The organism is Luteitalea sp. (genome assembly GCA_009377605.1).
Lineage (GTDB): Bacteria > Acidobacteriota > Vicinamibacteria > Vicinamibacterales > Vicinamibacteraceae > WHTT01.
In genome coordinates this window covers 1-12,953 of record WHTT01000128.1, presented here as the reverse complement: position 1 = coordinate 12,953, position 12,953 = coordinate 1, and the positions used below count along the sequence as shown (strand labels likewise).

Sequence of the window (12,953 nt, the reverse complement as noted above, 5' to 3'; positions counted from 1 at the left end):
CCAGACGACGTAGATGGCCGTGAGGAGCCATGCGCCAAGAATCACCGCAGCACCGAGCGGAATGGCGAGCGTGACCACCTCACCCACGCGCTGGGCGAGCAGCGCTGGGCTCGTGGCAATGAGCAGGATGTAGCCGTAGTAGAGGAGTGACAAGCAGGCGGTCAACAACAGCGAGACGCGCCAGCGCTGCGAAACGAGATGTCGAAACTCTGCAGATCCAAGCAGGCGATGCGTCGGCGAATCCACGATACCGTGCTCCTTGCGCTCGGGAAGCGCACACAGCGAGATCGAGCATGTTACCTTCTGTGGACGCAACCATACTCGACATTCGTCCTATACTCAATATCTGGGGCAAATCGTGCTCATGAGCTCTACATGAAGGAGCGGGCAACAACGGCGCCAGCGTAGGTGGGGCTACGGACGTCATTTCACATCGAGGAGCTCGATCTCGAAGACGAGTGTGGCGTTGGGCGGAATGACGCCGCCGGCACCCGCGGCGCCGTAAGCAAGATCGGGCGGGATGGTCAACGTACGGCGCCCGCCCACTTTCATGCCGGCCACACCCTGATCCCAGCCTGGGATCACTTGCTGCGCGCCCAGCGAGAAGTCGAACGGCTCGTTCCGATCCCGGGAGCTGTCGAACTTCGTGCCCTTGTTGTCCGGCTGCGAGGGATCGTGCAGCCAGCCCGTATAGTGCACGACGACCCGCTGGCCATTGGTTGCTTCCGTCCCTTTGCCGACCTGTGTATCTGTGATCACGAGCTCCTCCACAGCAGGCCTCTCGGCCCTGCAGGCGGCAGCTGCTGCTAAGCCGCCAACGATTAGTACGAGTGCGACGAATCGAGTCATGGGTGCTTGGGTAGTCGAAAGACGAGTGCCTAGTCGAGGCTGGACGGCAGTCGGGGCGACGCGAGGAGCTGTTCGAACAGCTTCCACCGGTGTTCAGCTCGATCGGCCGTGCCACCCTGCCCGACGATGTAGTCGCGGACGAGGTCTTTGCCGAGGTTGTAGTTGATGACGTAGCTTCGATACTGGTCGAAGAACTGGAGGCGATGCTCTGCGCGGGGGCGGGGCATCATCGCATATCGCACGAGCCAGTCTACGGCCTGGGCCTTGTCGATCCGTCCATCCAGGTATCGGCGTGCGGCTTCGTTGCCTGCGTAGCTCAGCTCTTCGACGAGCCGGCCAATCTGGTAGTAACGATCGGCGCTCTCGGGCGAGAGGCCGGCGAGCGGAAAGAGCACCTCCTTTTCGTAGGCCACGCGCTCCTCTCCTGGAAACGCGATCTCGATGCCAAAGTTGGCCGTGCCTTCGGCGATCAGGGACTGTGGGCTGAAGAGCGCGTAGACAGACGCCTCGATCCAGCCCCTATCCCGCACGAGCTCCTTTTCGAGCAGCACGTTGTAGACGTGGTGGCCCGGGTACCCTTCATGACAAGCCAGGTCGATGGCGCGATCGATGTAAATCGGGAGGTCGGTGTTGACCTGAATGAGGCTCCGAAAGTTCCCTTGGTACCAGTTGTAGCCGCCCCACGACTTGCCGGTCACGTACTCGACGGTGAACTGTTCCCCTTCCGGCAGCGTGATGTGCTCCAGGGTTCGTTCACGGCAGGCCTTGATTGCCGCCTTGAAGACGGTGTCGAGCCGATCGGAGGGAATGACGAAGTCCTTCTTGTACGCGTCGAAACGATCACTCAGCTCGCCGGGACCGGGGAGCTCGCGGTCCAGGCGGGTCAGAATCTGTTCGAACTCAGCCTCTGGGTGAGTCGGTGCCACGGCGTCGTAGAGCGCCTTCGACTCTTGGTCGAACGAGAGCTTTTCACCCGACAGCATCCGGACCCGCTGCGCGAGGGCTTCGAACTGCCGCGTCAGATACTGGTGCCGCAACTGAGCCATTTCGTCATCGCTTGCCGTGGGCAGCTTCGAGCCCAAGCGTGCGATGAGCTCTTCTGCCTGGGAGCGGATTTCGGCGAGGGGAACCTTTTGCCGTTCGCTGGCAGTCTTCCATTCGGCTGGACCGTAGTAGGCGTCGACATAGTCGGGGTCGTGCTGGCCGACGGCGAGCACGAGCTTTACGTAGGATTCGGCGATCGCGTTCATCGGGTTGGTATCCGCCGCTCGCGCGCTGGACTGGACGTGAGACACCGCCGCCATGAGGGCGGCGATGACGAAGAACGACGACCAGGCATATCTACATCTCATCATTACTGACATCCGAGTTCGGCAGCCTTGGACAAGCCTCAATGAACGCCTGCGGTCGATACACTAACAGATTTGCAAGCTGTCAAAGGATACCAGGGCCCTTGCGTCGATAGAAACCAGTTGACTACAATATAGACTCGATCTACAAAGTAGTCTCAAAGGCAGGCTGACGACGGATGCCCTCGAGTACACCTCTCGGCGAGTTCGAGCAGCTCGTGCTGTTGGCGATCCTGCGGCTCGGGGAGGACGCGTACGGCGTGACGATCGCCGGTGAGCTGGAGCAGCGTGCCGGACGCCAGGTGTCGCGTGGTGCGCTGTATACGACGCTGGAGCGCTTGGAGACCAAGGGCCTGGTGCGCTGGAAGATCAGTGCTGGCACACATGAGCGCGCTGGGTTACCGCGCCGGTGCTACACCGTGAGCGCCCGCGGCCTCGTCATGCTGCGCGCGTCGCGCCAGGTGCTCCAGCGTATGTGGAGTGGCCTGGACGAGGTGCTGAAGGAGCCGGCGCCATGACAAACAAAGGCAAGGGCGACGGCGGACCGCACGTGCGACCGCCGCGTGTCGCACGGTGGCTGCTTCGCCGCGTGTTACGGCATGACACGCGCGCCGCGAGCATTGCCGGCGACCTTGTTGAGGAGCTCCACGCGGACGTCGCCTGCCGGTCGCGTACGGTCGCTGCGGCGCGCTACTGGCGGCACGTGCTGTCGATTGCGGTGCGCTATGCGTTCAGGCGTCGGCTCTCGCGCGACGGCCTGCATGTTCCCGCGGGCAATAGGCCACGCATGCTGGGAGCGCTGCGAGAAGATCTTCGTCATGCACGACGGTCCGTTCTCAAGCACCCCGGATTCGCCGCTGTCGCCGTGCTGACGCTGGCGGTCGGCGTCGGCGCCAACACAGCGATCTTCAGTATGCTTCATGCCGTGGTGCTGCGAGATCTGCCGTACCACGAGGCGGACCGACTCGCCGTCCTGTGGACCTTGAATCTCCGCCAGAATCTCCGCGACGGCTCGTCGTACTTGAATTTTCGCGACTGAAAGGAGCAGAGCCGAGCCTTCGAAGACATGGCCGTCTGCCTAGACACAGTGCGGGAATTCTTTGCCGAGACCGGTAGACAGGAGCCGGAGCGAATCCACGTAGCCTCGGTTGGGCCTGGCTTCTTTCGCGTGCTGGGAGCTCCTGCGCTGCTTGGACGAACGCTCGAGCCCGCAGACTTCGAAGCTGGCCAGCGGGCCGTCGTCATCAGCCACAGCTTCTGGCGGCAACGGTTTGGTGGGACCACCGACGCGATCGGTAAGTCGATCGACCACGACGGGGCGAGATATGAAGTGGTCGGCGTGATGGCGGCGGAATTCGAGCTGCCGACAGCGGATGTCCAAGTGTGGACGCCGATGTCAGCACAGCCAGAGTTGTGGAGACGCCTTCAGGACCCGCGGAGCCGCGCGGGCGACATGGTGGCGGTGTTGGGTCGGCTGAGCCCCACCGCAACGTTCGAATCAGCACAAGCGGAATTGGATACAATCGCCGCCCGCTTGCGAGACGAGTACCCGGATACCAACGCCGAATCCGGCGTCTTGATCGAGCCGCTGACCGGCCACGTGCTCGGCTCACGCACGGCGCCCGCCCTTTGGTTCCTCTTTGGCGCGGTGGGATTCGTCCTGTTGATCGCGTGCGCAAACGTCGCGAATCTCGCCCTCGCCCGCGGCGCGGCCCGTCGTCACGAGCTCTCGATCCGAACCGCCCTGGGGGCAAGCAAACGGCGGCTCGCGCGACAAGCGTTGACGGAGAGCCTGGTGCTCGCGGTCCTGGCGGCAAGCGTAGGTCTGCTATTTGCCTGGCTCGTGGCAACGGCGCTCACGACGTGGGCGGCCAGTGCGCTGCCCCGCTTGGAGACCGTGCGCCTCGACTTGAGCGTCTTCCTGTTCGCACTCGTGGTATCGCTCGCGTCTGGACTGATCGCTGGCCTCCTGCCGGCGTTGCAATCGTCAACGGTGAATCCAGTAGACGCGCTCCGGGAAGGTGGGGCGCGCTTGGCGGGAGGACGCGGCAGCCGACTCCGCCACGGGCTCGTGATTGCGGAGCTCGCCTTGGCCGTGGTCCTCCTCTCCGGCGCTGGTCTGCTGATTCGCAGCTTCGTGCGTGTCCAGACAGTGGATCGTGGATTCGACTCTCGTCACCTGCTGCTCCTGCAAGTGGCCCTGCCCGACAAATACGACGACGACCAAGACGATGATCTGGCACAACGCGCCGCATACTTTCGTGAGGCATTCGAGAGAATTCGTGGAATCCCGGGCGTGGCCGCTGCGGGCGCGGTGACCGACTTCTTTATCCAGAGAAACGCGGACCAGCTCATTACCATCGAGGGCCAACCACGGAACGACGTGAATGACCTGGCGCCGCCACTCACCCGAGACTGGGTCATCCCCGGCTACTTCGAAGCCCTGCGCGTCCCGCTGCTGCAGGGCAGGCTGTTGCGAGACAGCGATCTGGACCCTCGAGCGCCGCCGGTCGCTGTCATCAACGAAGCGATGGCGCGGGCATTCTGGCCGGGACAGAATCCCGTTGGAACGCGTCTGAAATGGGGAGCAAATCCAGACGCGGACACGCTCTGGACCACGGTTGTCGGGGTTGTCGCCGATATGACACGCCAGAGCCTGGACGAGGCGGTGATTCCTTACATGTTCGCGCCGGGTGTCTCCGACCTCATGGACGTCGTGGTCAGAACCGTCGGCGATCCCGACGCACTGCGGGACGCGATCCGTGCCGAGTTGCGCAGCCTCGAACCGACCGCGCCGCCATATGGGGTCGTCGCGGTCGAGCAGCAACTGAGGGAAACCGTGGCCCTCCGGACATTGCAGACGTTGCTTCTTGGGACGCTTGCCCTTGTAGCTCTCATCCTGGCTGTCATCGGTGTCTATGGCGTCATTCACCAATCCGTCGTCGCGAGGACGCAGGAGATCGGCGTTCGCATGGCACTCGGCGCGAGCAAGCGGTCGGTATTGGGAATGGTCCTCTCGGCCGCGATCGGCCTCGCCGCGACAGGGCTCGGCTTGGGTATGATCGGAGCCCTCGCGCTGGCGCAAACGCTCTCGTCCTTCCTCTATGAAACGAGCCCGCTCGACCCGCTGATCTATATCGCGGTGGCTGCGCTGCTGGTCGTGGTGACGACTGTAGCCTGCCTCGCGCCGGCGTACCGCGCGGCCCGAGTCGACCCGATGGCCGCGCTGCGGTACGAGTGATACTGCCTTGCCCCACGTGACCGTGGTGGGCCGACGCCGTTGAGCCTACGGCGGGAGAACGCTGCGATCGCCCCTGTGAAAGCAAGGCCCTGTGGCGGCGCTCGCTAGTGAGCGTCGAGCCACCTCGCGTAGGGCCACGACTTCATGCGGACTCGTGCCGGCACGAGTTCCACTCTGGTGGCTCCGTACGAGGGTGCCGCTTCCCTCGCACGCATCGCGCCGGACGGCCGAAAGTCGCGTTGGGCTTGATACGCGTTGTGAGCGCGACACCTCAAACAGATATTGTCGATGGAGGCCTCACCGCCGACGGCAAAGGGCACTACGTGGTGGAACTCGAGCCAGCTCCGCGCGGCACAGCGGCGCCCGCTCCGGCTCACAAACGTACATTGCCCGCCGTCGCGCTGCCACACAGTGCGCTGGACGGCCGCGGGAATTCGGCGCGACCGCGACGACGCACCGCGATCCTGCTGCATCCGTGTGCTCGCTGACGGGCGAGCAGTGTCGGTCTCTTTGGTCTTCAAGAGTTGCGTGAGGAGCGCGGTCAGGGCTCGGTCGTAGATGACGGCGGGATCACCGTCGGGCACCACGTGGCGTAGCAGGTCTTGTGCCTGGCGCAGCTTCGCGTAGGTCTCGGCGCCGACGGTAAACGACACTTTGTAGCGGGCGGGTGCGATCGGTGCCACAACCGCGGGCCGGGCAGGAGGCCCGGGACTGGCGGCCCGTACCGTCTGAGAGGTGTCGACGCTGGGCGGCTCCGGTGGCGGAGTGGCTGGTTCCTGGGGTTCGTTCGGCTGCGCGCTGGCCGCCGGCGTAGAATCCGCGGCCCGCGGCGCAGCGGCCTGCGTGGGGAGCTTCCGCACCGAAGGCGGCACGTCGGGCTGCGGGTGCAGTCGGGCGACGATGTGCTCGACGTCCCGCTTGCTGCAGTGACGCACCTCCGCCAAAAGCGCCTCGTGGTTGGCCTGGGTCAGATGCGGCGCGAGTAGCCGAACCGTGGTCAGCGTGACGCTACCGTCAGTGAGACGCACCAGGATGACGGGAAAGCGTCGCGCGGCGCGTGCGGCTGTGATGCGGTCGTAGGCCGCATGTTCCGACAGATGTAACACTGTGGCGCAGTACTCGAAGAGGGACGAGAAGCCCTCCGTCAGATAGAGGCGGCGTGCGTCGAGCGCGGCAATCGACGCGATGAGGCGCGCCGTGGCGTCCCGTTCACAGGCGGCGAGGCGCGTCACCCTCGCGATCGCGATGCTTGTGGGTGTCGCTCTGGCCTATCCGACTGCTACGCCTGCGCAAGAGCCGTCGTCTGGCGACCGCGGGCGCCGCATTGCTGCGATTCACGAGCGCTTCGTGTTCGCTGATGTCCACGCACATCCCAGTCGATTCCATCGCGCCAACGTCGATCGAATCGAGCGCGAAGAGATTGACCGCTATCGGCATGGTCTCATCGACGTCGTCGTTGCAAACGTCAGCTCCGATGCGGCGTATCAGGGCGGCTACACACGAGGCGATGGCACAGACGTCCCGCGGTTGTGAGGCAACGACGCCCTTTCGCTGAAGCCAGGTGAGGCCTTCGCCTTTACGCTGGATCGGCTGGAGCGAGTGCTGAAGACAATCGAGCGGGGAGACGCCGTGCTCGCGTCGAGCCCAGAAGCCGTCATCGACGCTAGGAAACGCGGACAGGTCGCGCTCCTGCCGGCGCTGGAAGGCGCCGACGGATTGGAGGGGAGCCTCGACAATCTGCGCGCGTTGCACCGGCGCGGCCTATGGCTCTTGTAGCTCGTGCACTTTCGAGACAATGACCTGGGATCCAACCAGACGCCCCCTTACGAGGAGGGCGGCCTCACCGCCTTCGGCAAGGCGGTGGTCCGCGAGGCCAATCGCCTCGGCATCATCGTCGATCTGGCACATGCCAACACGCGGACCATTATGGACGCGCTCGAGATCTCGGCTACGCCAATCGTCTTCAGTCACACCGGTGCGAAGGCGCTGTACGAAGGCGACCGCTACCTGACCGACGCGGAGATTCGCTCGATCGCCGCCGACGGCGGCCTGGTCGGCATCTGGCCGGCTGCCGCCTTGAAGGACATAGATGGGATGATCCGTCACATCGATTACGTCAAGCGGCTGGTTGGCGTCGACCACATCGCGATCGGTAGCGACCTCAGAGGCATGCAGTACCTCCAGGCCTTTGGCGAGGAAGCCAACTTCCGCGCGATCGTCGACCGTCTACTCGACGCCGGGTATTCGGACGACGAGGTAGGGAAGATCATGGGCGGCAATTTCTTCCGCCTGTGGGAGCAGGTGAGCGGCAGCGCCGCGCGACGCTGATGCACCCGAGCGCCCTTTGGGAAACTCTGCCATTCGTCGTCGTGGCGGTGACTGGAAAGAGCGCATATGCCGACTCGAAACATTAGTGTGACTTCTGAACAGAATGCCTTTGTCGAGAAGGTTGTCAAGACCGGCGAATGCCAGAACGCGAGTGAAACCGTCCGAGACGCCTTGCGTGTATTCCAGCAGCGCAGGCAAGAAGACATACTCAAACTGAAGGCATTGCGGATGCAGATCCAAGCGGGCGTCGAGGCGCTCGAACAGGGTGAGTTCACCGAGGTCGAGGAGGCAGACCTCGGAACCTACCTGGAAGGTCTATCAGCAGCGCGCCGTAAGAGCACGCGCTAACCTGGTGGCATGTTTTCGCCTCTCGAGCCCCGCACAAACCGATCTGATCAACGTTCTAAGCGACGAGCGCCGAGAGATGGGAAAGAGAGGGCCGACGTCGTTATGCCGCTGTCCTCGAGGCGGCGATCCGAGAAATCGCAGCTAATCCAGAAGGTGTTCTCACTCGCACCCGCAGGGAGCTTCTTCCCGGGCTTCGCAGTTTCCATGTGCGTTGTGCGCGTGGTCCTGATGCTCGCTCGAGAGTGAGACGGCCCGTGCATCTTTCTTTACTATCGAACCGTCCAGCCAGGGCTGATCGAGATCGTTCGTGTGCTCCATGAGCGAATGGAGCCGAGTAGACACATCGGCTTGGGGACGAGGACCGGTCAATCGACGCGTGATCGTAGGAGGCGCGCTATGGCAGTGCGGCGACGGCCTCGATCTCGATCTTGATCTCCGGCTCCGCCAGACGCACGACCTGTACCAGAGTGCTCGCCGGCCGCACGTCGCCGAAATACTTCGCGCGAATCTCCGACATATCAGCGCCTCGGAACTCGTCGATACTCGTGACGAAAACTGTAATCTTCGCGATATGGCTGAAATCGGCGCCTTGGGAGGCCAGGACCGTCTTCATGTTCTTCAGCAACTGTTCGTATTGCTCCGACATGCCTGGCCCGACCAACTTGCCGTCGGCGTCGAATCCCACTTGGCCTGCAACGAACAACAGGTTGCCGGCGCGCACGACATGCGAGTAGGTCTGAGGTTTGGAGACGCCGGGCGGATCGGTTCGTTCGAGCGCTTGATCGACGGCGCGCACTGTGGCGCCGGCCGCAAGCAGAATACCAGCCATGAGGGGCATCACTTTCATAAGGTTCCTCCAGCTCATAGGAGCCGATTCGTCACACTGGCAGCAGCTGGCGTTCGCGGAGCTGCACATGGAGCTGCAGCTCCTCGTCTAGGTCGTCCATCCGGTGCGAACGGCGGAACAGGAAGGCCACACGTCTCCAGAGCTCACTCGGCGACATCCGTGGATCCTCCTCAGGCCGGTTGTACGATGCGTGCGATTGCTGAAGACACGCGCTGGTAACGTGCGAGCTCGTCCGCCAACTGCTTGCGTCCGGTGCGTGTGAGCCTGTAATAACGAGCGCGGCGGTTGTCCACGGTTCGGCCCCACTCGCCCTCGAGCCAACCCTTCATGAGCATTCGTTGCAATGCCGGGTACAGCGATCCTTCTTCCACCTGGAGCACTTCGTCGGACAGCTGCAGGATCGAGTCGGCGATCTCGAATCCGTGCATCGGTGCACCTCGGGCCAGCGTCTTGAGGATCAGCATGTCGAGCGTGCCGGGCGGAATCTCATCCCGTCGTCTGCGCATCACATAGAAGATCTATGTCACAACTTGTAGACCGACGCAAGCGCCGTCCTCCTCGTGTCTTGGGCGACGACAGGATGCTACAGTGAAGCCGTGAACACCGGGAGACGTTCGCGTTCGCGCGCAGCGGAGGTGAGGTGGCGATCTTCCTCGTTGTCGAAGCGTTCAGCCGGCTCGACGGTCGCCGGTTGTGTGAGCATCGCTCTTCCTGCGCAGTGATGGCACGCTCTTCAGCGTAGGGACGCCAAGCCGGTAGCTATTCGCTTGCGGACCGGCGTCGTTTCGTCGAGATACCGGCATGAACCGGTCAGATTCCGCGTAACGAGGTACTAGTGTTCCGATCGACTCTCCCCTCAGGCATCGCCCGCTGGATCCATCGCGGTGTGCTGAGCCTCACGCTCCTCGTGGGCGTGGGTCTCACCGCGCTGATGGCTGCGGGCTCGCAGACCGACGCGAGCCCGAGGCTGCAGCCACCTTCCGATTCACCGAGCGCGACACCCGTGCTCACCGAAGCGCGCCAGACGGCGTCCGAGCTGAAACAGCTTCACAGCCTCCTGGTCAGTTGGCGTGGCGACCTCATCCTCGAGCACTATGCCACCGGCGTCACGGCTGGCACGCTCGCGAACATCAAGTCTGCCTCGAAGAGCGTCATCGCCGCTGGTGGGTATCGCCATCGACCAGGGCCTCATCTCGTCGGTCAACGAGCCCATTGGGACGTTCTTTCCGGAGCTCCGGCGGGATGGTGATGAGCGGAAGCGCACAATCACGGTCGAACACGCGCTGACGATGCAAACCGGCCTCGAATCGACGAGTGGCGACAGCTACGGGCGGTGGGTGCGGAGCCGGAACTGGGTGCGCTACGTGCTGGATCGACCGCTCGTGAGCCCGCCGGGAACCTCCATGGAATACAGCACCGGCACGTCGCACCTCCTGTCTGGGCTCCTGACAAAGGTGACGAAGAAGAGCACACGGGATTTCGCGCAAGAGGTGCTGGCCGGACCGCTTGGCTTCACGCTGGCGCGCTGGACGCGGGATCCACAGGGCATCTACTTCGGCGGCAACAACATGCTCATGACACCGCGACAGATGGTGGCGTTGGGCGAGCTGTATTTGAATCGCGGCCGCGTCGGCGACCGCCGGATTCTGTCCGCGGAATGGGTCGACACTTCCTGCGTGCCACGCACCCGGTCACGCTGGGATAGCGATCGCTTGTACGGCTACGGCTGGTGGATACAGCAGTTCGATGACTGGCAGGCCTGCTTCGCGTGGGGCTTCGGCGGGCAGTACGTCTTCGTCTTCCGCGATCTCGACCTCGTGATCGCCATCACCTCATCGACCGACGTGAGCGACGAGCGCTTCGGCTACCGCCGGAGCCTCTTCAATCTGCTCGAGCAGCATGTGCTTCCGGCGGTCGCCGCGGTAGCATCCCCAGACGTCAGCGGAGGTTAGGTAGGGAGGTGGCGCATGACCACCTCAGGCCTTCTGGATCAGTAGGCGCACGGCCGACGAGAGCCGGTTCCAGGTTTCCAGCTCCCGCTCCAGTTGCTTCCTGCCGTGCCGGGTCAGCGAGTAGAACTTCGCGCTGCGTCCAAGCTCGGAGTCTTTCCATTCGGCCCGGATCCAGCCTTGCTGCTCGAGCCGGTGCAGCGCCGGATACAGCGCGCCTTGACCGACGGACAGGACGTCGCCGGAGAGCGAGGCCCCTCGCTCCGATCCACGCACGCTACCGCTTGAGCGGATTCAGTCGCGTAGGATTCCAGAAGGATCACTCCTCGAGCCGATAGACCCGTTCGACGTTGGCGATTTCCTCGTCTCGGACGGCTTCGGACCAGCCGTGAAGCTCCGTCATGATGTCGGCCGCGGCCAAGAGTGCGTCGCGGCCCGGGTGACCCGCGGAGCCTGCTTCCGTGCGGCGCAGCACCGCGTCCGCCAAGCGCATGGCCATTTCCTCCCGCGCTGCGTACACAATCTCTGCGCGCCTGACGTCGCACGTCTTTGCCAGTGGCCGGGCAAGCTCCGGGTGGCGCCGCATCATCGTCAGCAGCTCGGTACAACGCGTCCCATAGGAGAGGAGCAGTCGACGCATCGTGCTCTCGGTCATGCCGGTGGGCCGGTCGCGCAGACCGCGCGCGAGAAACAGGTCCAGGTCGGGAATGTCACCGCCATCAAGTGGTGTCGATGCACTGCGCGACGCGGGCACGCGCTGGCCGGCGCGCGCGAACGCACGCGTCACCGCTTGCTCTGCGGTGTGGCGGGCCGTTGTATAGCGGACGCCGACCATGGAGATGAGGCCGTCGAGGCCGTCTCTGTGATGATCGCGGATCACGCTGCGCCTCAGGAGCGCAACTTTGCTGCCACGGTGCGCCGGCAAGAGCCCACGATGCACGAGTCGTACGTCATCGAGCGTGAGCCGGGCACCAGGAAATGCATCGTTGAGATCGTCGAGCAGCGTCTCGACGTCGCCGCGACCTACCGCGAGCGCGTCCGGTTGGCCATCGTACGGGTCATGGCTCGTGCCGGCAATCGTGACATCGCGCCAAGGCGCGAGGAAGAAAAGCCGACCACGTGCAGAGCCTCCGAGTGCGTACTCTGTCGGAATGGGACGCACGATGACATTCATCGCGCGCGAGACTGCCGGCACGAGGTCGCGTCGCTTCGTCGAAGCAGTGCGCACGAGTGCCTCGCTCCATGGGCCTGCTGCGACCAAGACGATGCGTGCGCGCAGATCGAGGGCCTCGCCCGTCAGGCGGTCGTACGCGCGAACGCCGCGCACCTGGCCGTGGTCCACGATGAGCGATCGCGCCTCGACGTAGTTGGCCACCGCGGCGCCCGCTTCAGCCGCGCTGCGAACGAAGCCGAGCGTGGCGCGGTCACTGTTGTACAGCTGACAGTCGTGCCAAATCATGGCGCCCGTGACGTCCGTGGAGTCGAGGAGCGGATGATGTGCCAGGCACTCGGCGCGGGGGATCCAGCGACTCCGTGGGAGCTGCGTGGATGGGTCGGTCCGCGCGTTTCGGTCGAACGACACGAGGTCGTACAGCGCGAAGTACGGCCTGAGCAGCCAGCGATGCCGGGAGAGGGCGCGACGGGTAGGGATCAAGAAGGGGAGCGGATGCACCAGATGTGGCAGGATGCGGGACAGCGTGCGCCGCTCGCGCAGGTAGTCGCGCACTTCTGCCAACCGCCCACGCTGCAGCGATCTCACGCCACCGTGGATGGTCTTGGCGTTGTTGAACGACGTCCCTCCGCCGAAATCGTCCCGGTCGATCAGCGCCACCGACCACCCACGCTGGGTCGCGTCCCAGGCCGCGGCCGCGCCGTAGATTCCGGCCCCCACGATGAGGAGGTCGAACGTTGTGTTGCCGAGATGGGAGAGGTCGCGCCGCACGGGTATCTTACGATAGGGGGAAGGGGATCGAGGGATCAAGGGACAAAGGGATCGAGGGATCAAGGGATCAAGGGATCGAGGGATCAAGGGATCAAGGGAT

General features: G+C 64.0%; 15 protein-coding genes and 2 pseudogenes (1 of these 17 running past the window's edge). 9 read left to right on the top strand and 8 right to left on the bottom strand.

What is annotated here, in order from left to right:
- From GEV06_26180 to GEV06_26170, 3 genes and pseudogenes are all read right to left on the bottom strand, one after another.
- A pseudogene (locus GEV06_26180) lies at positions 1-246 on the bottom strand (DUF485 domain-containing protein) (it extends 90 nt beyond the left edge of the window).
- A gap of 177 nt (positions 247-423) precedes the next feature.
- Positions 424-849 (bottom strand): FKBP-type peptidyl-prolyl cis-trans isomerase, encoded by a 426-nt coding sequence (locus tag GEV06_26175; protein MPZ21353.1) that lies wholly within the window; start codon positions 847-849, stop codon positions 424-426.
- 29 nt (positions 850-878) lie between these two features.
- Positions 879-2,099: a hypothetical protein gene (locus GEV06_26170; GenBank protein ID MPZ21352.1), complete on the bottom strand. Its 1,221-nt coding sequence runs from the start codon at positions 2,097-2,099 to the stop codon at positions 879-881.
- Positions 2,100-2,377: 278 nt separating this feature from the next.
- Here GEV06_26170 and GEV06_26165 point away from each other — a divergent pair, with 278 nt between their 5' ends.
- The 3 genes from GEV06_26165 to GEV06_26155 are packed head-to-tail and all read left to right on the top strand — an operon-like array spanning position 2,378 to position 5,439.
- Positions 2,378-2,716: a PadR family transcriptional regulator gene (locus GEV06_26165; GenBank protein ID MPZ21351.1), complete on the top strand. Its 339-nt coding sequence runs from the start codon at positions 2,378-2,380 to the stop codon at positions 2,714-2,716.
- Positions 2,713-3,237 carry a hypothetical protein gene (locus GEV06_26160; GenBank protein MPZ21350.1) on the top strand — a complete coding sequence of 175 codons (525 nt, stop codon included), beginning with the start codon at positions 2,713-2,715 and terminating at the stop codon, positions 3,235-3,237. Before GEV06_26165 ends, GEV06_26160 begins: the two co-directional genes overlap by 4 nt.
- 27 nt (positions 3,238-3,264) lie before the next feature.
- The gene (locus GEV06_26155) at positions 3,265-5,439 is read left to right on the top strand and encodes an FtsX-like permease family protein (GenBank protein ID MPZ21349.1); all 2,175 of its coding nucleotides are present in this window, start codon (positions 3,265-3,267) and stop codon (positions 5,437-5,439) included.
- A gap of 104 nt (positions 5,440-5,543) precedes the next feature.
- On the opposite strand, the gene GEV06_26150 is transcribed toward GEV06_26155, so the two are convergent.
- Positions 5,544-6,671 (bottom strand): hypothetical protein, encoded by a 1,128-nt coding sequence (locus tag GEV06_26150; protein MPZ21348.1) that lies wholly within the window; start codon positions 6,669-6,671, stop codon positions 5,544-5,546.
- Between the two features lie 19 nt (positions 6,672-6,690).
- Between GEV06_26150 and GEV06_26145 the strand changes: the two genes are divergently transcribed.
- From GEV06_26145 to GEV06_26125, 5 genes and pseudogenes are all read left to right on the top strand, one after another.
- On the top strand, positions 6,691-6,972 hold the full coding sequence (locus GEV06_26145) for a hypothetical protein (GenBank protein MPZ21347.1): 282 nt from the start codon (positions 6,691-6,693) through the stop codon (positions 6,970-6,972).
- 18 nt (positions 6,973-6,990) lie between these two features.
- Positions 6,991-7,215, top strand: coding sequence for a hypothetical protein (locus GEV06_26140; protein ID MPZ21346.1), 225 nt, complete (start codon positions 6,991-6,993; stop codon positions 7,213-7,215).
- Between the two features lie 3 nt (positions 7,216-7,218).
- Positions 7,219-7,767 (top strand): peptidase M19, encoded by a 549-nt coding sequence (locus GEV06_26135; protein MPZ21345.1) that lies wholly within the window; start codon positions 7,219-7,221, stop codon positions 7,765-7,767.
- A 66-nt stretch (positions 7,768-7,833) separates the two neighbouring features.
- Entirely contained in the window at positions 7,834-8,115 is a 282-nt protein-coding gene (locus tag GEV06_26130; protein MPZ21344.1) for a type II toxin-antitoxin system ParD family antitoxin, read from the top strand.
- A 1-nt stretch (position 8,116) separates the two neighbouring features.
- A pseudogene (locus tag GEV06_26125) lies at positions 8,117-8,478 on the top strand (type II toxin-antitoxin system RelE/ParE family toxin).
- A 31-nt stretch (positions 8,479-8,509) separates the two neighbouring features.
- Here the strand turns inward: GEV06_26125 and GEV06_26120 are convergent.
- Together GEV06_26120 and GEV06_26115 are read right to left on the bottom strand one after the other, a co-directional pair.
- A complete protein-coding gene (locus tag GEV06_26120) occupies positions 8,510-9,031 on the bottom strand; it encodes a reactive intermediate/imine deaminase (protein MPZ21343.1) in 522 nt (173 codons plus the stop codon).
- 101 nt (positions 9,032-9,132) lie between these two features.
- The gene (locus tag GEV06_26115; GenBank protein ID MPZ21342.1) at positions 9,133-9,468 is read right to left on the bottom strand and encodes a PadR family transcriptional regulator; all 336 of its coding nucleotides are present in this window, start codon (positions 9,466-9,468) and stop codon (positions 9,133-9,135) included.
- 588 nt (positions 9,469-10,056) lie between these two features.
- Here GEV06_26115 and GEV06_26110 point away from each other — a divergent pair.
- Positions 10,057-10,914: a serine hydrolase gene (locus GEV06_26110; GenBank protein MPZ21341.1), complete on the top strand. Its 858-nt coding sequence runs from the start codon at positions 10,057-10,059 to the stop codon at positions 10,912-10,914.
- A 24-nt stretch (positions 10,915-10,938) separates the two neighbouring features.
- Here GEV06_26110 and GEV06_26105 read toward each other — a convergent pair whose 3' ends face one another.
- Entirely contained in the window at positions 10,939-11,205 is a 267-nt protein-coding gene (locus GEV06_26105) for a PadR family transcriptional regulator (GenBank protein MPZ21340.1), read from the bottom strand.
- A gap of 25 nt (positions 11,206-11,230) precedes the next feature.
- Positions 11,231-12,940, bottom strand: a complete 1,710-nt coding sequence (locus tag GEV06_26100; GenBank protein ID MPZ21339.1) for an FAD-dependent oxidoreductase — start codon at positions 12,938-12,940, stop codon at positions 11,231-11,233.
- Positions 12,941-12,953 lie beyond the last annotated feature (13 nt).